The organism is Streptomyces sp. NPDC042002 (assembly GCF_055588305.1).
In genome coordinates, this window is sequence record NZ_JBVJCT010000004.1 from 216,044 (window position 1) to 238,010 (window position 21,967).

The following is a 21,967-nucleotide window of genomic DNA, read 5'->3' on the forward strand; positions in this document are numbered from 1 at the left end:
GGAGCTCGCCTGTGCAGGCAGCCGTCACCGTCACTCCCGCCCGCATCCCGGAGCTGCTGCTCGGTCTCGCCACCGTGCGGCCGGTCTTCCTCTGGGGCGCCCCCGGCATCGGAAAATCCTCCCTGGTACGGGAGTTCGCCGAATCGCTCGGGCTGGAGTGCGTGAGCCTGCTGGGCACGCAGCTGGCGCCGGAGGACCTGATCGGCGTGCCGCAGATCCGCGACGGACGCTCCGTCTTCTGCCCGCCGCAGGCGATCGCCCGCGACGAGCCGTACTGCCTGTTCCTGGACGAGCTGAACGCGGCGACGCCCGATGTGCAGAAGGCCTTCTACTCGCTGATCCTGGACCGCCGCATCGGCGACTACGAGCTGCCCAAGGGCTCCATCGTGATCGGCGCGGGCAACCGCTCGACGGACAACGCGCTGGCCCGCCCGATCGCCTCGGCCCTGGTCAACCGCCTCACGCACGTCCACCTGGAGGCCTCCCCGAAGGACTGGCTCGTCTGGGCGGCCGCGAACGACATCCACCCCTGGGTGCTTGACCACCTCACCGACCGGCCCGACCATCTGTGGTCCAGGCCGCCGAAGACGGAGGAGCCGTTCTCCACGCCGCGCTCCTGGCACATGCTGTCCGACGCGCTGGGCTCCTTCGGCCCCGAGGTCGACGAGGGGACCCTGAAGGTGATCGCCCATGGCACGCTGACGCCCGCGCACGCCGTCGCCTTCTGCGGCTACGTCAAGATCGTGCGCAGCCGGTTCGGCATCGAGGCCATCCTGAAGGGTGACGCCCGCTGGCCTTCCCGCGTGGAGGACCGCGACCTCCTCTACTACCTCGCGGAGTCCTTCCGCGGCCGGCTCGTCAAGGAACTGCCCGCCAGCCGCGAACACCTCTCGGCGAACGCCCGCCAGACCGCGTACCGCGCCAAGTCCCTGCTCGTCCAGCTCGCCGAGATCTCCGTCGAGGTCGCCCAGAGCGTCATCGTGTCCGACCCCGACGGCAATCCCGTCCTGCCCGCCTGGTTCCTGGTGGAGGCGGCCCGGGACATGCCGCGCCTGGTGGAGGCGCGCCAGTGAGTTCCCGTACAACTCCGTACCCGCGTACGTTCGTTGAGGTGGCCGGGGCTGCCGGAGTGACCGGAGCGGCTGGGGTCGTCGGGGCGGCCAAGGCGGCGGGGGCCGTGCGGTGAGCCGCGCCCGCAAGGCCGACCCCAAGGCCAAGGACCGGCCCGATCCCGCCGCCGAGGCGTTCGCCGAGGGCATGCGGCTCGTGCGGGCCAACCGCGCGCTGGCCGCCATCGGCTTCAGCACCTGCCGGCAGGAGACGTGCGCCACAGCTCCCCGGAACGGACTGGTGGCCGTCGACTCCGACGGGACCGTGCACGCCAACCACACCCTCCGCGCCGAACCCGCCGCCTGGGCCTGGGCCGTGGCCCACGCCGTCATCCATCTGGGCTTCGGCCATGTCCCGGCCGGCGCCGGGACGCGCGAGCAGCCGGACCGTTTCGACCTCGCGGCCCGCTGCGTGGTGGTGAACCGCTTCCTGCTCGGCTTCCCGGTCGGCCTGACCCCCGAGAACCTTCCGGCCTCCTACCCGGACGGCGACGAGGAACGGCTCGCCGCGCGCTGGCGCCGCGACGGCATCCCGCCCATGTACGAGCACTGCGGTACGGCGGGCGGCGACCCGGACCAGGTGCTGGTGCCCTGGAACACCTGGATGGGCGGTACCCCGCCCGACTGGCAGGTGGCCTTCGCGCACGCGCTGACCCGCACCATGGCCGACGCGATGGACGTGGCGGGCGGCCGGCGCGATTCCATGCGCGGAGGGCCGACCCGGCTCCAGCCCTGGGAGCGGGCGCTGAGCTGGTTCGTCTCGTCCTACCCGCTGCTCGGTGGCGTCGCGGCGGGCGTCACCCTCGTCGCCGACGCCGAGATCGCCCGCGCCTACGGCATCTCCGTCGCCGCCGTCGACACGGACGCGGCCGAGATCTACGTCAATCCGCTGCGCGAATTCAGCGACGAGGAATGGCGGTTCGTCCTCGCCCACGAGATGCTGCACGCCGCCCTGCGCCACGGCGACCGCACCGGCACCCGTGACCGGTACCTCTTCAACATCGCCGCCGACTATGTGATCAACGGCTGGCTGCGCGAGATGCAGATCGGCACGATGCCCGACGGGCTGCTGTACGACGCGGAGTTGAAGGACCTCTCGGCCGAGGAGGTCTACGACCGGATCGCCGGCGATCTGCGCCGGATGCGCCGCCTCGCCACGCTGCGCGGCAAGGGAGCGGGCGACATCCTGGGCGGCCCGCTCGGCTCGCCGCGCGACTATGTCGACCTCGACGAGTTCTACCGCCGCGGTCTGGCCCGGGGTCTCGATCTGCACCAGCAGCAGGAGCGCGGCTTCCTGCCCGGCGGCCTGGTCGAGGAGATCCGCGCGCTCAGCCATCCGCCGCTGCCCTGGGACGCCCGGCTCGCCCGCTGGTTCGACGAGTTCGTGCCCCGCCCCGAGCCCCTGCGGTCGTACGCGCGTCCCTCCCGTCGGCAGGCGGCCACCCCCGACATCCCGCGCGCGGGACGCTGGTTCCCGCCCGAGGAGATCGCCCGCTGCACCTTCGGTGTCGTGCTCGACACCTCCGGCTCCATGGACCGCACCCTGCTCGGCAAGGCGCTGGGCGCCATCGCCTCGTACGCCGAGGCCCGCGATGTACCGGCCGCCCGCGTGGTGTTCTGCGACGCCGCCCCGCACGACGCGGGCTATCTGCCCGTCACGGAGATCGCCGGACGCGTGCGGGTGCACGGGCGCGGCGGCACGGTGCTGCAACCGGGCATCGATCTGCTGCACCGCGCCGACGACTTCCCGCCGGGCGCGCCCGTCCTGGTGATCACGGACGGATACTGTGACGTGCTGCGGGTGCGGCGCGAGCACGCCTATCTGATTCCGAAGAGCGCACGGCTCCCGTTCACCGCGCGCGGACCGGTCTTCCACGTGACCTGACCCCCCCCGGCGCCCCGGCGACGGTACGTCAGCAGACCCTTTCCCGGACCTCGTCGGGGAAATCCCGGACACGCCCCGGCAGGTCGCCACCCGATCCGCGGGGTGTACCGGGCCCAGGTGTGATCGGATGGGAGACACGGACCCCGGCAACGGGACCACACCCGAAAGGAATCATCGTGGCAACCACGCGCACCGCACACACCGTGTGGGAAGGCAACCTGCTCGAGGGCAACGGCGTCGTCACCTTCGACTCCTCCGGCATCGGCCAGCAGCCGGTGACGTGGGCGTCGCGGGCCCAGGACGCGAACGGCAGGACCAGCCCCGAGGAACTGATCGCGGCCGCCCACTCCAGCTGCTTCTCCATGGCGCTGTCGCACGCCCTCGCGGGTGCCGGCACCCCGCCCACCAAGCTCCTCACCAACGCCGATGTCACCTTCCAGCCCGGCGAGGGCATCACCGGCATCCACCTCACCGTCGAGGGCACGGTTCCGGGCATCGACAACGACGCCTTCGTCGCCGCGGCCGAGGACGCCAAGAAGAACTGCCCGGTCAGCCAGGCCCTGACCGGCACGACGATCACCCTGTCGGCGAAGCTCGCCTGACGCCCGTACGCCGATGCCGCGTCCTCCCGTGGGGGCGCGGCATCGGCGTGTCCGCCCCCGCCAGGCCGTCCGCGCCATTGACAAGCGGGAACGCGCGTCTTGTGCTTGAGGGCGGGCAGAGCCCTGGCGGAAGGGGACGGACATGGCACGTGCGGTCGGAATCGATCTCGGTACGACGAACTCGGTGGTGGCCGTCCTGGAAGGGGGTGAGGCCACGGTCGTCGCCAATGCCGAGGGTGCGCGCACCACGCCCTCGGTGGTGGCCTTCGCCAAGAACGGCGAGGTGCTGGTCGGCGAGGTCGCCAAACGGCAGGCCGTGACGAACGTGGACCGCACCGCGCGGTCCGTGAAGCGGTACATGGGCGATGTGACCTGGCGGTTTCCCGAGAAAGGCACCATCGACGGCACCCGGTACCGCGCGCAGGAACTGTCCGCGCGAGTGCTGCAGAAACTGAAACGGGATGCCGAGGCCTATCTCGGCGAGGACGTCACGGACGCCGTGATCACCGTGCCCGCCTACTTCGACGACGCGCAGCGCCAGGCCACCAAGGAGGCCGGCGAGATCGCGGGCCTGAAGGTCTTACGGATCATCAACGAGCCGACGGCCGCCGCCCTGGCGTACGGGCTCGACCGCGGGGAGGAGCAGACCGTCCTCGTCTTCGACCTGGGCGGCGGCACCTTCGACGTCTCGCTCCTGGAGATCGGCGACGGTGTCATCGAGGTCAAGGCGACCAACGGGGACACCCGGCTCGGCGGCGACGACTGGGACCAGCGGATCCTCGAACACCTCGCGCAGCGCTTCAAGGCCGCGCACGGCATCGATCTCGGACGCGACAAGATGGCGCTGCAACGGCTGCGCGAGGGTGCCGAGAAGGCCAAGATCGAGCTGTCCTCCGCCACCGAGACCAACGTCAACCTGCCCTACATCACCGCCACCGCCGAAGGCCCGCTGCACCTCGACGAGAAACTGACGCGGGCCCAGTTCCAGGAACTGACGGCCGACTTGCTCGACCGCTGCAAGACCCCCTTCCACCAGGCCGTCAAGGACGCCGGCGTGAAGCTGTCCGCCGTCGACCACGTCATCCTGGTCGGCGGGTCCACCCGGATGCCCGCCGTCACCGACCTGGTGAAGGAACTCACCGGCAAGGACCCGCACAAGGGCGTGAACCCGGACGAGGTCGTGGCCGTCGGCGCCGGACTCCAGGCCGGGGTGATCCGGGGAGACGTGAAGGACGTGCTGCTCCTCGACGTCACCCCGCTGTCCCTCGGCATCGAGACCAAGGGCGGCATCATGACCACGCTGATCGAGCGCAACACCACGATTCCCACCCGGCGTTCGGAGATCTTCACGACGGCCGCCGACAACCAGCCCTCGGTCGGCATCCAGGTCTACCAGGGCGAGCGCGAGATCGCCGAGTACAACAAGAAGCTCGGAGTCTTCGACCTCACCGGTCTGCCGCCCGCGCCGCGCGGGGTCCCGCAGATCGAGGTCGCCTTCGACATCGACGCCAACGGGATCATGCACGTCTCGGCGAAGGACCTGGCCACCGCACGCGAGCAGAAGATGACCGTGACCGGCGGCTCGGCGCTGCCCAGGAACGACATCGACCGCCTGGTGCGCGAGGCCGAGCAGTACGCCGAGGAGGACCGCCGCCGCCGGGAGGCCGCCGAGACCCGCAACCACGGCGAGCAACTCGTCTACCAGACGGAGAAGTTCGTCCGCGAGAACGACGAGCGCGTCCCCGCCGACACGAAGGCCGAGGTCGCCTCGGCGGCCGCCGAACTGAAACAGTTCCTGGAGGACTCCTCCACCGACACCGCGGCCCTGCGCGGCGCCATCGAGAAACTGGCCACCGTCAGCCAGCAGATGGGCCAGGCCATGTACGCCCGGGTCCAGCAGCAGTCGTCGCCGGAGGACCAGCCGCCCACCGAGCACGCCCCGGGCGAGGACGAGGGCGTGGTGGACGCGGAGATCGTGGACGAGGAGCGGGACGGTACCGCCAAGGACGGCGCCGCCTAGGCGTGTTGAGTGGTGACCTGCCCGGCCCCCGGTCCGGGGCCCGCTCAGTAGCGCTCGCGGCACTCCCGCAGGAGTTCCTTGGTGCGCTGGGCGGAGGCGGAGTGGGCCGACATGTGGTCCAGCACCTCCAGGTGCAGGGCCACCTCCTCGCGCGCGTCGAGATACAGGGCGCCGGTCACGTACTCGCTGTAGACGATGTCCGGCAGCTCCCGCTCGGCGAAGCGGAACAGCGCGAAGGAGGTGTACGTCCCCGGGTGCGGGCCGGCCGCGAACTCCGCGACCTGGAGCGTCACATGATCGAGCTCGACCCATTCGAGGAGCCGGTCCATCTGCTCGCGCATGACCTCACCCCGGATGCTCACCGGGCGCAGCAACGCCGTCTCGTCCATGATCACCCATAGATGGGGAGGGTTCTCGCGGGTGAGCAGTGCCTGCCGCTTCATACGCAGTGCCACATGCCGGTCGATGGCGTCGGGGCCCGTCTGCCCGACCGTCCCGGCCTCCAGCACGGCCCGCGCGTACTCCTCGGTCTGCAACAGCCCCGGCACGAAGTGCGGTTCGTACGAGCGGATCAGCTGGGCCGCGCCCTCCAGGCTGACGTGCATGCTGAACCAGTCCGGCAGCACGTCGTGGTACCGCTGCCACCAGCCCGGCTCGTTCGCCTCCTCGGCCAGCGCCACGAAGACGTCCGCCTCGTCGTCGGCCACACCGTACGTCGTCAACAGCACCTGCACGTACGGGATCTTGAGGGCGACCTCGGCCATCTCCATGCGCCGTACGGTCGCCGGGGCGACCCGCAGTACGCGTGCCGCCTCTTCCCGTTTCAGGCCCGCGGCCTCGCGCAGCTCCTGCAGCCGTCGCCCCAGAACCACCTGCCCGACTGTGGGCGCTGGTCGCCGCTCACTCACGCCACGCCTCCCCACGCGCCGAAGTATGCGTGCAGTGTGCCATGTCCGTGGAGAACCATCGGAGGTTGGCCCCAACACATCGGCATCCAGGGCGATTTGACTGGCCGGTGATCCTGACGTGTACCGCACTCGGCTGCTGGATCATCGGCACACGGACGGTGATGGACCATCACGAATGCCGTGAATGAAGGTACTTGACCGTCGCCGGGTCCGCCGGGAGGAACGTCTCGATGGCCAGCTCGGCGACCGTCACGTCCATCGGGGTGTTGAACGTCGAGATGGACGAGATGAACGACAGCACCCGGCCGTCGTGCTCGATCCGCATCGGGAGCGCGAAGCGGGGGGCGGGCCCGAACGGCTCGTCGTCCTCGGCCGCGTCCCGGTCCGGGACCGGATAGGCCGCCACCTCCTCGTACAGCGCGCGCAGCGGCCGCGAACGGCGCAGCGCGATCTGCCGGTCCATCTGGGCGAGCAGATGGTCCCGCCACGCGCGCAGATTGCGGATGCGCGGCGCCAGGCCCTCCGGGTGGAGGGTCAGCCGCATCGCGTTCAGCGGCGGAACGAGGAGCCGTTCCGGGACGCCGTCCAGCAGCATGGCGATGCCGCGGTTCGCGGCGAGAACGTCGTACGTCGCGTCGACGACCAGCGCCGGATACGGCTCGTAGCCCTGGATCAGCCGCTCCACGCCCTCGCGCAGCGCGTCCATCGAGGGGTCGTCGAGCGGGGTCTCCGGATAGTGCGGGGCGTAACCGGCCGCGAGCAGCAGCGCGTTGCGCTCGCGTACCGGCACGTCGAGGTGTTCGGCGAGCCGCAGCACCATCTCCTCGCTGGGGCGGGCGCGGCCCGTCTCGACGAAACTGATGTGCCGGGCCGAGGAGCCCGCCCGCAGCGCCAGTTCCAGCTGACTCACCCGCCGCTCCTCCCGCCAGCCGCGCAGCAGCGGTCCGACACCCTTCTCGGCGGAGGCACTTGAGACGGCGGCGGGACGAGACGGGACAATGCGCATACGAGGACCGTAGTCGAGGAGTGGCACGTGAACGACTTGTGGAACCTGTCCTGGGAGGCGGAGGCCCTCTACCGGGCACGCGTCCGCGGCTGTCTGCTGGGCGGCGCGCTCGGCGACGCCCTCGGCTACCCCGTCGAGTTCGACTCCCTTGACCGGATCCGCGCCGCGCACGGACCGCGCGGGGTGACCGGACCCGTCCCCGACGCCGACGGGGTGGTGGGCCGGATCAGCGACGACACCCAGATGACGCTGTTCACGGTGGAGGGTCTTCAGCAGGCGCACGCCCGCGAGCGGCTCAAGGGCATCGGGGGCGGCTGGTCCCGGCTGGTGCGCTGGGCGTACGGCCGGTGGCTGGACACACAGACCGAGCCGGCACCCGGCCCGGACGTCCACGGCGGACTCGCCGCGCAGACCTGGCTGTACGCACGCCGGGCACCCGGCAACGCCTGCCTCTCCGGGCTCAGACAGCGGGACCACTGTCCCGACCCGATGAGCGAGCTCGGCCCGCCCGGGCCCGTCAACCCGGATTCCAAGGGGTGCGGCGCGGTCATGCGCTCGGCGCCGTTCGGGCTCACCCGCGCCCCGGCCGACACCGCGTTCGGCATGGCCGCCCGCTGTGCCCAGATGACCCACGGCCACCCCACGGGGTACTACGCCTCAGGAGCCCTCGCGGCGATCGTCGCCCACCTCGTCTCCGGGGACTCCCTGGAGGGCGCCGTCCTGCGTGCGCTGCGGCTGCTCGCCCGCCACCCCGGGCACGAGGAGACCACGGCCGCCCTGAACCGCGCCCTCGACCTCGCCTCCGAAGGCGCTCCGACCGCGGAGAAGGCCGAGTCCCTCGGCGCCGGCTGGATCGCCGAGGAGGCCCTGGCCATCGCCGTCTACTGCGCCCTCGCCGTGCCCCGCGTCACCGACGCCCTGCTCCTGTCCGTGAACCACTCCGGCGACAGCGATTCCACCGGCGCGATCTGCGGCAACCTCCTCGGCGCCCGGCACGGCGACCACGGGCTCCCCCAGGAGTGGCTGGAGCGGATCGAGGGGCGCGCCACGATCACGCTCCTGGCGGACGACTTCGCGACGGAGTGCGTACGACGGTGAGCCCCGGGCCGGCGGGGACCGCCCCGGCGCCCCGCCGCCGGACGAAGGACGTCCACCGCCCGGCCACCGCTGGCGATCCGCCCCGGGCCTTCATCGCCGAGCCACCCTGGGCTCGGCCGCCGGCGAGCCGTCCTGGGCCGGGTCGTCGGCGAACTGTTCTGGGCCGGGTCGCCGACGAGCCTCCGTGGGCTCGGCTGTCGCCGATCCGCCCTGGACTGGGCCGCCGGCGAACGACCCAGGGACGGGCCACCGCCGGGCCACCCTGGCCTGGGCCACCGCCGAGTCGCCCGGACCGGGACCGTCGTCGAGGCACCCCGGCCTGGGCCACCGCCGGGCCACCCCGGCCGGGGCCGCCGACGCGGCAACCGGGCAGCCCGCCGGTGAGCCGCGCCGCTCGTGCCCTGCCTGCCGGGTGCGGCTGTGGCACGCTGGCAAGGCCTGACCCCGAGCCCATCGCCCCACCCCGGACATCTCACCCGCCGTACGAAGGGACACAGTCCATGGCCGTCGAAGCGCTGGCGCAGAAGGAGACCGAGGAACGGCTGGCGGAGTTGCCCGGCTGGTCGCTGGAGGGTGACCGGCTCGCCCGTACCTACCGGCTCGGCTCGCACTTCGCGGCGACCGCGATGGTCGTGCACATCGCCCAGGTGCAGGAGGAGCTCGACCACCACTCCGACCTCACCCTCGGCTACAACACGATCGCCCTCACCGTGAACACGCACAGCGTCGGCGGCGCCGTCACCGCGCTCGACTTCGATCTCGCCCGCAGAGTGGAGGAACTCGCGCCGGGGCACGGGGCGAACTGACCTCTGTGGCGCACCGCGCACGCCCGGACAGGGCGGAACGCGTCACGGCGTACGCCGCCGAGCACGGCCAGGCCGCGAGCGGTGCGGCCCAGGCCCGTTTCCGGGGCCGTGGTCAGACGGCCGTCCTTCGCGTGAACTCCATGGTCCAGTTGGTCAGCCAGGCGTTCTCCCCGTCCAGGGAGAACGCCTGCTCCCAGCGAGCCGTCGTCTCCGAGATCCCCGACCACACGAACCGCACCCGCACGTCCTTCCCGTCATGGGTGTCGTCGCCGTGGAACTCGCCCCGCCCGTCCGACCCGAACCGTCCGAGCACCGGCGGGAACAGCTTCCCGCTGCGGCTGGAGGACCAGTTCAGTGACCACTGCTCGGTCTCCACGTCGAAGAGCCGCAGGGTCAGCCCGGTCCACCCCTGGCTCGGTACGTCGATCTCGTCGATGTTCGCCGCCCCGCCGAACAGGTTCCAGCAGTGGCTGACAGCCGCGAACTCCTCCCAGTCGCTCTCCGGGTCGAGGAAGTCGGTCCGGCGGCGGTTGACGACGTCCCAGTCTCCGTGGAGGAAGTCGAAGTCGCGGAGGGCGGCGGCCTTGGCCCGGCCGTTGCTCATGCGCGGTCTCCCGTGGTTCCTTCAGGCAGCGAGTCGGTCAAGTAGGCCTCCAGGTCGGGTACTTCGGAGGCGAGAAGGTGCCGCACCCAGGCGTCCCGCTCGTGCAGGATCGGCGGCAGTTCCCAGACGCAGCCGATCCACGGGAGGTCCGGGATGATGAAGCGGGCCGGGTCCCGGTCGGGGCAGCCCAGCACCGGCTGGCCCGCGGCGGCGCACTGGAAGTGCAGGACGTTGTCCCACACCCAGCTGTACGCGTTGAAGTAGGCGCCGTCGTCGCCGCCCCGGTGCAGGACGACGAACGTGGCGGGCGGGGTGCCGTCCGGCTCGGGGAGCAGTCGCGGCAGCATCGCGTACGCCGCCCGCTCGACCTCGGGCTCGATCCCGGCCGGGTCCGCGGTGACGTGGTACCGCTTGATCCGCCGCCCCGCCACCTCGATGGGCGGCGGCACGGTCAGGAACTTCTCCCTGAAGCCGACGGAGGCCGCGGAGGTCCCGGAAGGCGCCGAGGCCGCCGCCGCTGTGGAGGTCGCGAAGCCGGTCGAGGCCGTGGAAGTGCCGACGGTCGTAGAAGTGTCCGCGTCAGTGGAAGTGCCGGCGTCCGGAGACGTACCGGCGGCTGGAGAAGTCGTGGAGTTCGCTGAAGCCATGGCAGGACGCTAAGCCCGCTTCACTGACACCATATGTCAGTGAAGTCCAGCCGTCTCATCTCGATCCTGCTGATGCTCCAGACCCGCGGCAGACTGACCGCGGCCCAACTCGCCGAGGAACTGGAGGTGTCGGTCCGGACCGTGTACCGGGACGTCGAGGCACTGAGCGCGGCGGGCGTCCCGCTGTACGGCGACGCGGGACACGCGGGCGGCTACCGGCTGCTCGACGGCTACCGCACCCGCCTCACCGGCCTCACCACGGAGGAGGCCGAGGCGCTCTTCCTCGCCGGGGTGCCCGGACCCGCCGCCGAACTCGGTCTCGGCTCGGTGCTCGCCGCGGCCCAGCTCAAGGTGCGCGCCGCCCTCCCGGCCGAACTGCGCGTGCACGCCGACCGGGTCAGCGGCCGCTTCCACCTTGACGCGTATGGCTGGTACGCGGACGCCGACGAGACCCCGTATCTCTCCGCCGTCGCCGACGCCGTGTGGAACGGCCGTGTCCTGCACATCCTCTACCGCCGCTGGCGCGAACCCACCGACGTGGAGCGGCGCCTGGAGCCGTACGGTCTCGTCCTGAAGGCGGGTCGCTGGTACGTCGTCGCCGGCCCGGGGCCGCGCACCTTCCGGGTGGACCAGATCCTCGAACTCACCGCCTCCGGGGAGGAGTTCACCCGTCCCGAGGAATTCGATCTGGCGGCGCACTGGACCGCGTACCAGCGGGACTTCCACGAGCGGCTGCACCGCGCGGAGGCGGTCGTGCGGATCGCGCCCGGAACCCGGCTGAGCGGTCCCGCCGCGCAGGCGGTGGCGGCCAACGGGCGCACGGAAAAGGGTGGTTGGACGCTCGCCACGGTTCCCATCGAGTCCGAGAACCAGGCCCACGACGACTTCCTGCGGCTCGGGACGGCGATCGAAGTCCTGGAACCGCCCGAACTGCGCGCCCGCATCGCCGGAACCGTCGCCGAACTGGCCCGCAGATACGCGTAGAGAGCACGTGCCGCGAGCGGCGACTCCCTTGCGGTAGGCGGGAACTGACAGGGCAGAAGCAGTCTGTCCTGTCAGGAGGTATCCATCGTGCGGCACCCGCGACGGCAGCACCGCAGGCGCGCGATCGGCTCGGCCCTGGCGGCCGTCCGACTCGTCCGGACGGCCGCCGAATTCAGGGTCCGACCGCTCTGGGGAGATCCGCGGACACCCGGGTAACACGCCCTACTTCGGTGCCTGGAAGCCGCCGATCCTCTGCTCGAGCAGTTCGGCCAGCCGCAGCGGGGTGCGGTCCTCGAACATCGGACCGATGAGCTGAACTCCCACCGGCAGACCCTCGGGGGAGGGGCCCGCCGGCACGGCGGTGGCGGGCAGGCCGGGCATGGTGGGCAGACCGGCCCAGACGAGCTGGTCGAAGTACGGGTACTCGACGCCGTCGATGTCGATCCGGCGTTCCCTCGGATCGGGGTTGTGGTCGTGCGGGAACGCGGGAGTGGGAGTGATGGGACACACCACCGCGTCGAACTCGGCGAAGAGCTGCCGCCAGCCGTGGCGGTGGAGTTCGCGACGGCTGTTCGCCTCGATCCAGTCGGGGTGGCTGAACACCATGCCGCGCAGCCGTGCCGCTTCGAGACTCCGGTCGTCCGCGCTCAGTCCGGCGGCGCGGGCCCGCAGTTCCTCGTACGCTTCGACGGGAAAGCGCGCGACGGAGCTAGAGAACAGCAACTGCGTGTAGAGCGTCGCGGCTTCGGTCAGATCGGGCAGCAGCGGACTGTGCCGTTCGACGCGCGCGCCGCCCTCGACAAGGGCGTCGGCCACCCGGTTCACGCCCGCCCGCACAGCGGCCCCGGTCGGAATGAGCGGATGCTCGACGAGGACCAGGACCCGGAAATCCCCGAGCCGCTCGTGGCGCGCGGGCGGCAGCGTCAAGTCGTGCGCCACGCCGAGCGTCAGCGGGTCAGGTCCGGCCATGACGTCGAGCAGGAGCGCGAGGTCGCGGGCAGTGCGCGCCATCGGGCCGACGACGGCGAGGTCGTGCTCGACCGGCAGGGCCGGCCCGGGCGGCGGGACCATGCCGCGGGCCGCCGCCAGCCCGAGTGTGGGCTTGTGTGCGTAGACACCGCAGAAATGTGCGGGGGTGCGCAACGAGCCGGCGAGGTCGGAGCCGATGGACAGCGCCCCGAATCCGGACGCCAGGGCCGCCGCTGATCCGCCGGAGGAACCACCCGGCGTTCGACCGTGATCCCAGGGGTTGTTGGTGGTGCCGTAGATGTCGTTGAAGCTCTGCACATCTTGCAGCCCGAAGGGGACATTGGTCTTACCGAGCACCACCGCGCCCGCGGCCTTGAGCCGCGACACCTGCACCGCGTCCTCGGCCGGCATGTGGTCCCGGTGTACCGGCATGCCCCAGGTCGTGGGCAGCCCGGCGATGTTGTAGGACTCCTTGACCGTCACCGGTATGCCGAGCAGCGGCCGGTCCTCGCCGCGGGCGCGCGCCTGGTCGGCACCGCGTGCCGCGGCCCGCGCGCGGTCGAAGTCCGGCACGCAGACCGCGTTGATCGCCTTGTCGTCCCGCTCGATACGGGCGATCGCGGCGTCGGTCAGTTCTGTCGAGGTCACTTCACCGGCACGTAAGGCAGCCGTGAGTTCTTCGGCCGTCTGAAAATTCCACTCCATGAATCCGACCGTATCGGCCTCTGGAACAGGTCATGAAATGTCGCTTCGCGCAACGGAATGGATGTCTCAATACTCGTCATGTTCGTCTCCGGCCAAAGACGCCGGCCGGACCGGGCGCCCCGTGAGGACCGGGATGCCCCACCGGACCCGGCGGCCCCGAGGGGCCCGCCGGGCCAGGTGTGCCGCTCTCGGACATCAGGTCGCTGACTGGACGGCCGGGACGGCGACAAGGATGCCGCCGTCGATGAGGTTCCGTCATGGTCTTCGCGGTGCTTCGACTCCGCTGTCCATGGGTCTCCAGGGGCCTGGCGCGGGAAGTGCGGGCGGGCTGTCCGCAGGTGACGGCGTCGACGTCAGCTGTACGTCCAGCGCCAGCCGCCGGACCGGTACGAGCACGTGATCCTGGTGCCGCCCGCGGTGGTCGTGCTGGCGCCGTGGTCGCTGTTGCGGCAGTACTGGCCCGCCGAGTAGCAGTTGCCGGCGTTGGAGGTGATCGAGCAGGTGCTGACGCTGGTTCCGCTGCCGCTGCCGCTGCTGCCACCGGAGCCGCTGCCGGAGGCGGCTCTCGCGGTGACGGTGACCTTCACCTTGACCGTCTTCGTCGCGGTCACCGTCGGTGCCGGTTTCGGCTTCGCGGTCGCGGTCGCGGTCGCCGTCGCCGTGATGGTGACGGTGGGGGCGGGCCGCACCGTGGCGGCCGCGGCCTTCGTGGTGTTGTTCTTCTGGCCGCTGTCCTTGCCGCTGCTGTCACTGCCGCCGGCGCCGATGCCGACGAGGAACGCGAAGGCGATCGTGGGCAGCACGTAGCGCTTGCGCGCCCAACGGGGTCTGGCCGGCTGCGGTGCGGGCCCGGGCGGCACGGGTGCCCGCCCGTATCCGAACGGCGGCTGCTGGTTGTACGACATGGTCCCCCCAGGGATGGTTCGTGGTGGGGTGACGGTATCGGGCGATGTGAAGAGAGTGTGAGCGGAAAGTGAAGGTGGTGACGTAGTTGTGATCATGCTGGGTGGGGCGAAGCCGCTCCGATCCGGCTTTCCCGTGACATGCCGCGACGGTCTCCAGCCCCCCGAATTGTTCGTTCAGGGGCCCGTGCCCGGCGGACACGCGCCCCTGAGAGTGGAGGGCGGAAGGTCAACTCACCGCGCAGGTCTGGTCCCCCAGCTTGAAGGACACCGGCTTCGTGTTCGCTCCCGTCCAGTTCCCCGTGAAGCCGAAGCCCACTGTGGAACCCGGTGCCACGTTCGCGTTCCAGGTCAGGTTCTTCGCCGTGACGGTCGTGCCCGACTGGGTGTAGTCGGCGTTCCAGAGCTGGGTGATCTTCTGGCCGTCAGGGAAGGTCCAGCCCAGTGTCCAGCCGGTCCAGGGGGCGGAACCGGTGTTGGCGAGGGACACGTCGGCCTGGAAACCGCCCGGCCACTGGTTCGTGATCTTGTACGTCACCGTGCAGGCCCCCGTCGGCGGAGGCGTCGGGTCCGTACCGCCGCCCCCGCCCCCGTCCCCGGTGTCCGAGCTGTCGCCGTAGACGATCCCGCGCCCGTTCGTCGCGACGTACACCCGCCCGTAGACCCGCGGGTCCCCGGTGATGGCCGCGCCGGTCCAACCCCACTGATGGGCATCGTCGTTGATGCGCGTCCAGGTCGCGCCCTTGTCCGTGGAGCGGAAGATCCCGCGGACGCCCCCGATCTTCGCGCTCGTGTAGAGCGTCTGGTACGAGGCGCCGGGCGCCGCCTTGCCGAAGCCGATGGTGTCGGCCTGCTCGACGTTCGACAGCTTGGCGAAGTTCGCGCCGCCGTCAGTCGAGTGCCACAGCCCGTACGCGCCGTCGCTCGCGCCGCCCGCGAGCCACACATCGCCCTTGGTGCCGGGCAGCGCCTTGAAGCGCACGCTGTCCCCGCTGGGCAGGTTCCCGGCCGAGGACGCCGTGAAGGTCGCACCGCCGTCCGAACTGACGTAGAACTTGCCCGACTTGAAGCCGTAGAAGGTCTTCGGGTCGACCCGGTCCGACTCGACGACCGCGCCGGAGGGGATTCCGCTGGACGCGGACCACGACGTACCGAACCCGGTGGTGTACTGCACCCCGGTGCCGGCCGGGCTCCACACGAAGCGGCTGCCGTCCGCGGCCGAAGCAACCGTCCCGCCGCCGGTGACCCCCGAAGGGTCGCTGCCCGCGAACCAGTTGGCGCCGTTGTCCGTCGAGAAGCCGATGTGCGGACCGGAGTCGAGGTTGCCGACGCGGACCACCGTGTTCGGATTGGACTCGGCGTAGTCGAGGCTGGTCGTGGTGGTGAGGTTCGGCGAGGTGTACATCATCGAGGGGACCTTGGTGAGATCCGTGTGCCGGAAGCCGCCGATGTCACCGAGGGCGCTGAGCAGGGGAGCGCCCGACGGGGGAGAGGCGAGGTCGTTGACGGCCGTCTCCTCCAGGCCCTGGACCATGGGCTTGACGGTGAACTGGCTCCCGCTGTCCCAGTCGGTGAGGTTCTCGGTGCCGTAGATCGTCGCGCCCGTCCCGTACATCATCCGGGCGGAGTCGAACGGGTCGATCTCCAACCCCTCGGTCATCCAGCCGAGTTTGGGGGTCTGCTCGGGCGGTGAGGGATTCGCGCCGAAGGTCAGCCAGGGGACGGACGAGACGTCCATCGTGTAGCGGTTCGAGCGGTTCGGGTACGACGTGTAGTCCCACGCCTTCGTCCAGGTGCCGCCGCTGTCCGTGGACCGGAATATCTGGGTGTCGGGCCACCAGGAGCTGTACGCCGTCGCCATCACGGTGCCGGGGTGCTGCCGGTCCACGGTCAGCCCGCTGAAGCCGTAGTAGGTGTCGGCCTCCGCCACCGGGCTGATGTTCGTCCACGTCCCGGTCCGGGTCGCGTACCGCCACAACTGGCCCTTGCCGCCGTCGTACGGGCCGCCCGTGTCGCTGTACGCGAGATAGAGGTAGCCGTTCACCGCGTCGAGAACGCCCTTGTGGGCGAGGTAGCCGGTGGGCTGGCCCGCGATCCTGGACCAGGTCGCGCCGCCGTCCGTCGAGCGGTAGACCGCGTTGTCCTTGTCCGCGACCCCCACGTAGATCGTCTGCGTGGCGCTTCCCGAGGTGCCGGTCGACTCGTCGAAGGTGACCCAGACGATCCCCTGGTTGTCGGAGGCGTAACCGCTGGTGTCGGTCGCGTCCTGTACGTAGTCGCCGACGTTGGGGAAGCCGGTGACCTGCGACCAACTCGCGCCGGAGTCAGTGGACTTCCACAGGCCGTTGCCGCTGGGCGCGCCGAGATACAGCACGCTGTTCCTGTTGGGGTCGACGGCCAGCCGCTCGCCCATGCCGCGTCCGAGCATGTTGCCGCCCAGCTTGAAGGGCAGGTCGGCCTTCTGCCAGCTCGCGCCCCGGTCGGCGGAGCGCAGGACGGCGCCGTCGGTCGGGTCCCAGCCGTTGGTGTACGTGCCGACCGCCGCGTACACCTTGTCCGGGTCGACGGAGTCGGAGGCGAGACTGACGACGCCGGAGTGGCCCCACTCGTTCCAGCCGACCGAGTCGAGCAGTGGGGTCCAGCTCTTCGACGCCTGGACCCAGCGGTAGGCGCCGCCGATGTCCGTACGGGCGTAGGCGAGGTTCTTCTCGGTGCGGTTGAAGACGATGCCCGGGACGAAGCCGCCGCCGTCGATCCGGGCGTTCTTCCAGGTGTACGTGTCGGCCGCGACCGTCGTCCTGGGGGTGCTCGCGGCCAGTGCGGGCGGGGTGCCGGCCAGCAGCCCGGCGGCGAGGGCGAGTACGGCCGTGAGGATGCGGGTTCTTCGCACGGTGGGGTCCTCTCCGGGAAAGATCGGGGGGAAAGAGGGCGAAATGAGCCGGAGTCGGGGAGGGAGAGCATGATGGCCGGGCGGCCCTCAGTGCGGTGAGGGACCGCCCGGCCGGTGGCCCTGCCGTCAGGGACAGGGCCGCGTACCCGGAGCCACAGCGGGGACTATTCGAGAAGCTCCGCGTACGAACCCATGGCGAGGGCGATGTCCGCCTGCGCCCAGAACCGGTGGTACGTGAAGGAGGGCGCGGCGCCGCCCGCCAGATAGCTCTGGATCTTCGACCAGGCCGGGTCGTTCTTGTAGAAGGACCGCAGCGAGGCGAAGGTCGAGGAGGAGTTGACGGCGTCGCCGTTCGGCATCGTTCCGGTCCAGCCGCTCGGCACGTACACGCTGTCGTTGAAGCGGTTGTAGTCGGCGCGGGTCTCCGGGACGGCTATGCCCAGACCGTCCTGGTAGTTGTTCCACATGCCGTCCAGGAGTGCCTTCGCCGTCGTCTTCGCCTGGGTGTTGCCGGACTTGGCGGCGTAGTACGACAGGGTCTTGGCGTACGCGGCGGCCACCCCGACGTCGTTCGTGTAGTCGGCGACGGTGACGTGAAGTCCGCTGTTGGCGCCGGGACTCGACGCGTTCCAGGTGTCCGGGGCGCCGGACCACTGGAGGGTGGAGGGGATCTGGTAGGTGCCGTCCGGGTTGATCGTGGTCTTGGACAGCGCCCACGCGACCCACTTGTCGAGGACCGCCTTGGCGCTCGCGTTCCCCGTCTGCTGGTAGTACTCGGCGACCCGCTCCATGGACCACGCCTGGAAGCCGAACCACTGGTTGGACGGCGGGTCGTGGTACACCGGCTGCTGGTCGTAGTACATGCCGTAGAAGGTCGGCGTCCCTGCCGGAGGCGTCGCGTACCGGCCTGCCCAGCTGTTGGTCGCGCCGCCCGCGATGGCGCCCTCGTTCGACTGGAGCCAGCGGTAGAACTCCAGCTGCCGGGTCAGTGAGGTGGCCCAGTCCGAGGCGCCGGTCGTCGACTTGGGCTTGAGGTCGGCGTTGGTGCTGAGCGCGTAGGCGGCCAGCGGGTTCTGGTAGCCGCCGTGGACATGGCTGGAGCCGATGCGCCAGGCCCAGCCCGCCGAGGTGTCGTTCGCGCCGCCCCAGGCGTAGTACCAGGAGATCAGATAGTCCGAGGCGTCCTTGCCGGTTCCCGCCGGGCAGGTCGTCGGGCCGACGCAATTGCCTATTTTCTTGAAGTACTTGTCGTACATGGCGTAGCGGAGATAGTCGCCCATCTTCGCCGCCTTGCCGACGGTGGTGGAGACATCGGCGCTCTTGCCCTGGGCCTTGGCCCACACGTCGGCCCAGTACGCGGCCTGCACCGCACGCGCGTCGGCGTCCGGAGCGTCCGTGTACTTCCACTGCTTCGCGTACGAGGAGTCCCCGGTGAAGAGGTCCAAGTACCCGTTCTTCCCGCCGTACTTGAAGGCGTCGCAGGTCGGCTGCGGCACCGTCTCCCACACCGACTCCTGCGCACCGCGCTGGAAGGTGTTGATGTACGACGGCCCGGTGGCGGTCGGACCCGCCTCGCACTTGCCGGGCTCATCGCCGTAGCCGTAGGTGTTGTCCACGTCCTGGAGCCAGTGCATGCCGTACACGTCGTCCGTGCCGTACGCGCTCTTCAGCTCGGCGGCGATCGGGTCCGGGCCGACCGAGACACCGGTGTCGAGCTTGGCCGGGTACTCGTTCGGGGTGTCCAGCTCCGGCGCGTAGGTGGCCGGCTTGGACGCGTTGTAGAAGGAGTTCGTCGGCTGGTCGGCGTGCGTGGGGATCATGTACGTCTCCATGGTCGTCCACGCGGCGTTGAACTTCGACCAGTCGCCGGTGACCTTCCCGTACATCGCCTGGAGCCAGATCAGGTAGCTGTACGCCTCCGACGTCGTCTCGTGGCCCTGGTCAGGCGCCTCGACGATCAGCGTCTCCACCGAGTGATAGGGAATCCCCTCGGGGGAGAAGTAGCCGTTCGCCGGGTTGGTGATCTTGCCGTAGAGGTCCAGGAAACGCGCGTCGTACGCCTTCGTCGCGGCCAGTTCCGTCACGGTGACGGTGGCCTTGGCCTGACCGGTCGCCGAAGCTGTGAAGGTCGCGGATCCCGTGCCCGAGGCGTCGGCGGTGACGGTCACCGTCTGGGCCGTGTTCCAGTTGGCCGGGGTGAAGACCAGACTCGAACCGCCCGTGACGGACAGCCCGGTGTTCCCGTCCGTGCGGGCCACCGCCACCGTCACGTTCGCGCTCGGCTGGGTCGAGAGCTTCACCGTGAACGTGCCCGACTTGCTCTGCTGGACGCCGAGTTGGGTCGGGGAGGCGACGATCGCGGGTCCCGCGGCGACCGTGATGCCGGCCGGCGTGGACTCCGCCGACGCGCCCAGGCTGTCGTACGCCTTCGCGAGGATGGAGTGACTGCCGACGGCCAGCCCGGACGCCGACAGCGTGAACGGCGAGCTGGTGTCGGTGCCGAGCAGGGTCGTGTCGTCGTAGAACTCGACCTTGGAGACGGTCGCCCCGTCGGCCGCCGCCGCGGTCGCGGCCAGCGGGACGGCGTCGCCCTGGGTGTAGACGGCGCCCGCCGCGGGGCTGGTCAGCACGGCGACCGGTGGCTGGTGCGCGCCGGCGCAGGTGGTGCCGTTGACGGCGTAGGAGGCGGGGGCGGTGTTGGTGCCGCTGTACGTGAACTGGGCGCCGGCGGTCACGGCGGTCCCGGCGGCGATCGTCCCGTTCCACGCCGCGTTCCTCACGGTGACCGTCTTGCCGGACTGGGACCAGGTCCCGTTCCAGCCGTTGGTGAGCGCCTGGTTGCCCGTGTAGTCGTACGTCAGGGTCCAGCCGTTGATCGCGTCCGTGCCCCGGTTGGTGATCGTCAGATCCGCCGTGAAGCCGGAGCCCCAGTCGTTGGTCTTGTAGTCGACACTGCACTGAACCGAGGCCGCGTGTGCGGGAGTCGTACCGGTCGCCAGAGTCGCGAGCGGCAGGGCGAGAGCCGCCACTACGGCGGTCCACAGGCGCCGCGAGCTGCGACGACGTCTCCATCGAGGGCTGGGATCCATGGTGCTGGTTCCTCCTTGCGGCTCGGAGAATGGGGGGAGGAGCAACAAGCCTTGAACCAGTGGGAGCGCTCCCATATTGGAGAGAGGGGTGTGAGGGGTCAAGGTGCTTGAAGAGTCGAAATGATTCGATTGATCAACAGTGCGACTCCTCTGTCCAACAACGGAACTTGGCGCTAGCTTCATCGGCACCAGTGGGAGCGGTTCCATCAGTCGACGTGTCGATCAAGGCGCGTCAGAGCTGCAAGGAGTCGCTTCATGCGTCACCCCCCGCGTTTGTCACTTTTAGTGATCGGCGCCGCGGTCGCCCTCGTGGGCACGGCCGTCGCGCCGGTCGTCACGGCTTCGGGAGCCACACCCGCGTGCACGGTGGAGTACTCGGTCACCGGCCAGTGGGACACCGGCTTCCAGGGCGCCGTGAAAATCACCAACAACATGGCCGCGCTGAGCGGTTGGAGTCTCGGCTTCGACTTCTCCGGCGGCCAGAAGGTCACCCAGGGCTGGAGCGCCAAGTGGTCCCAGTCCGGTACGACGGTGACCGCGTCCAACGAGAGCTGGAACGGCTCGTTGGCGACCGGCGCGAGCGTCAGCGCCGGGTTCCTCGCCTCCTGGTCGGGAAGCAACGCGGTGCCGACGGCCTTCCGGCTCAACGGCACCACCTGCAATGTGGACGCCCAGCCGACGCCCACGCCCACACCCACCCCGACCGACCCGCCGCCGACCGGCGGTGAGGCGCCGGAACTGCACGTCTCGGGCAACAAGCTGGTCGACTCCGCCGGAGCCACCCGCAGGATGCTCGGAGTCAACCGCTCCGGCGGCGAGTTCATGTGCGTCCAGGGCTACGGCTTCTTCGACGGTCCCGTCGACGACGCCTCCGTCAAGGCGATCGCCGACTGGAAGGTCAACACGGTCCGGATCCCGCTGAACGAGGAGTGCTGGCTGGGCCTGTCCAACATCAAGCCGGAGTACGCCGGCGCCAACTACATCGCCGCGGTCAAGGATCTGGTGGCCAAGGTCGAGGCGCACGGCATGACCCCGGTCCTCGATCTGCACTGGACGTACGGCCAGTACACGGGCAACTCGGCGGGCTGCTCCGACGTGCACGCCACCTGCCAGAAGCCGATGCCCGACGCGCAGTACACCCCGTCCTTCTGGGCCTCGGTGGCGAGCACCTTCAAGGACGACCGGGCCGTCGCGTTCGACCTGTTCAACGAGCCCTACCCGGACCGCGCGACCTCCACGACCACCCAGGCGTGGACCTGCTGGCGCGACGGCGGCACCTGCCCCGGCATCTCCTACCAGGTCGCCGGAATGCAGAGCCTGGTCGACTCGGTACGCGGCACCGGCGCCAAGAACCTGATCCTGGCCGGCGGCCTCGCCTACTCCAACGACCTGAGCCAGTGGCTGACGTACGAACCGAGTGACCCGACGGGCAATCTCGTCGCCGCGTACCACGGCTACAACTTCAACACCTGCGCGAGCGAGAGCTGCTGGACCTCCACACTCGCCCCGGTCGCGGCCCAAGTACCGCTCGTGGCGGGGGAGATCGGGGAGAACACCTGCTCCCACTCCTTCGTCGACACCGTCATGAAGTGGTTCGACGACCGGGGGCTCTCGTACCTCGGCTGGACCTGGAACACCTGGGACTGTTCCTCCGGCCCGTCGCTGATCTCGAACTACGACGGCACTCCGACCTCCTACGGCATCGGGCTGCGCGACCACCTGCGCGCCCTCAACGGATAAGGA

Annotated in this window: 16 protein-coding genes; 8 read left to right on the forward strand and 8 right to left on the reverse strand. The window is 70.3% G+C overall.

Features of this window, described 5'->3' with window-relative positions; genetic code table 11:
* Positions 1 to 11: 11 nt before the first annotated feature.
* The 4 genes from ACZ6KY_RS08660 (at position 12) to dnaK (ending at position 5,616) form a co-directional block, all read left to right on the forward strand.
* Positions 12 to 1,073, forward strand: a complete 1,062-nt coding sequence (locus ACZ6KY_RS08660; RefSeq protein WP_469309568.1) for an ATP-binding protein — start codon at positions 12 to 14, stop codon at positions 1,071 to 1,073.
* 184 nt (positions 1,074 to 1,257) lie between these two features.
* Complete coding sequence (locus tag ACZ6KY_RS08665) at positions 1,258 to 2,994, forward strand: vWA domain-containing protein (protein ID WP_469309813.1); 1,737 nt, start codon at positions 1,258 to 1,260, stop codon at positions 2,992 to 2,994.
* 176 nt (positions 2,995 to 3,170) lie between these two features.
* The gene (locus ACZ6KY_RS08670; protein WP_469309569.1) at positions 3,171 to 3,596 is read left to right on the forward strand and encodes an OsmC family protein; all 426 of its coding nucleotides are present in this window, start codon (positions 3,171 to 3,173) and stop codon (positions 3,594 to 3,596) included.
* Between the two features lie 142 nt (positions 3,597 to 3,738).
* A complete protein-coding gene (dnaK, locus tag ACZ6KY_RS08675; protein WP_469309570.1) occupies positions 3,739 to 5,616 on the forward strand; it encodes a molecular chaperone DnaK in 1,878 nt (625 codons plus the stop codon).
* Positions 5,617 to 5,660: 44 nt separating this feature from the next.
* On the opposite strand, the gene ACZ6KY_RS08680 is transcribed toward dnaK, so the two are convergent.
* Together ACZ6KY_RS08680 and ACZ6KY_RS08685 are read right to left on the reverse strand one after the other, a co-directional pair.
* Entirely contained in the window at positions 5,661 to 6,524 is an 864-nt protein-coding gene (locus ACZ6KY_RS08680) for a helix-turn-helix domain-containing protein (RefSeq protein ID WP_469309571.1), read from the reverse strand.
* A gap of 169 nt (positions 6,525 to 6,693) precedes the next feature.
* Positions 6,694 to 7,530, reverse strand: a complete 837-nt coding sequence (locus ACZ6KY_RS08685) for a helix-turn-helix domain-containing protein (protein WP_469309572.1) — start codon at positions 7,528 to 7,530, stop codon at positions 6,694 to 6,696.
* A 27-nt stretch (positions 7,531 to 7,557) separates the two neighbouring features.
* On the opposite strand from ACZ6KY_RS08685, the gene ACZ6KY_RS08690 reads away from it, so the two are divergent.
* Complete coding sequence (locus tag ACZ6KY_RS08690) at positions 7,558 to 8,628, forward strand: ADP-ribosylglycohydrolase family protein (RefSeq protein WP_469309573.1); 1,071 nt, start codon at positions 7,558 to 7,560, stop codon at positions 8,626 to 8,628.
* 500 nt (positions 8,629 to 9,128) lie between these two features.
* Complete coding sequence (locus ACZ6KY_RS08695) at positions 9,129 to 9,434, forward strand: 4a-hydroxytetrahydrobiopterin dehydratase (RefSeq protein ID WP_469309574.1); 306 nt, start codon at positions 9,129 to 9,131, stop codon at positions 9,432 to 9,434.
* Between the two features lie 112 nt (positions 9,435 to 9,546).
* Here the strand turns inward: ACZ6KY_RS08695 and ACZ6KY_RS08700 are convergent, their stop codons facing one another.
* Positions 9,547 to 10,038, reverse strand: a complete 492-nt coding sequence (locus ACZ6KY_RS08700) for a hypothetical protein (RefSeq protein ID WP_469309575.1) — start codon at positions 10,036 to 10,038, stop codon at positions 9,547 to 9,549.
* A complete protein-coding gene (locus ACZ6KY_RS08705) occupies positions 10,035 to 10,487 on the reverse strand; it encodes a hypothetical protein (protein WP_469309814.1) in 453 nt (150 codons plus the stop codon). Before ACZ6KY_RS08705 ends, ACZ6KY_RS08700 begins: the two co-directional genes overlap by 4 nt.
* Before the next feature lie 237 nt (positions 10,488 to 10,724).
* Between ACZ6KY_RS08705 and ACZ6KY_RS08710 the strand changes: the two genes are divergently transcribed.
* Positions 10,725 to 11,669, forward strand: a complete 945-nt coding sequence (locus ACZ6KY_RS08710) for a helix-turn-helix transcriptional regulator (protein WP_469309576.1) — start codon at positions 10,725 to 10,727, stop codon at positions 11,667 to 11,669.
* Positions 11,670 to 11,891: 222 nt separating this feature from the next.
* Here the strand turns inward: ACZ6KY_RS08710 and ACZ6KY_RS08715 are convergent, their stop codons facing one another.
* The 4 genes from ACZ6KY_RS08715 to ACZ6KY_RS08730 form a co-directional block, all read right to left on the reverse strand.
* Complete coding sequence (locus ACZ6KY_RS08715; protein ID WP_469309577.1) at positions 11,892 to 13,343, reverse strand: amidase; 1,452 nt, start codon at positions 13,341 to 13,343, stop codon at positions 11,892 to 11,894.
* A 353-nt stretch (positions 13,344 to 13,696) separates the two neighbouring features.
* Positions 13,697 to 14,248: a hypothetical protein gene (locus tag ACZ6KY_RS08720; RefSeq protein WP_469309578.1), complete on the reverse strand. Its 552-nt coding sequence runs from the start codon at positions 14,246 to 14,248 to the stop codon at positions 13,697 to 13,699.
* Between the two features lie 226 nt (positions 14,249 to 14,474).
* Positions 14,475 to 17,135, reverse strand: coding sequence for a cellulose binding domain-containing protein (locus ACZ6KY_RS08725; protein ID WP_469309579.1), 2,661 nt, complete (start codon positions 17,133 to 17,135; stop codon positions 14,475 to 14,477).
* Between the two features lie 164 nt (positions 17,136 to 17,299).
* Positions 17,300 to 20,224, reverse strand: a complete 2,925-nt coding sequence (locus ACZ6KY_RS08730) for a glycoside hydrolase family 48 protein (RefSeq protein WP_469309580.1) — start codon at positions 20,222 to 20,224, stop codon at positions 17,300 to 17,302.
* Positions 20,225 to 20,479: 255 nt separating this feature from the next.
* Between ACZ6KY_RS08730 and ACZ6KY_RS08735 the strand changes: the two genes are divergently transcribed.
* Entirely contained in the window at positions 20,480 to 21,964 is a 1,485-nt protein-coding gene (locus ACZ6KY_RS08735) for a cellulase family glycosylhydrolase (protein ID WP_469309581.1), read from the forward strand.
* Positions 21,965 to 21,967 lie beyond the last annotated feature (3 nt).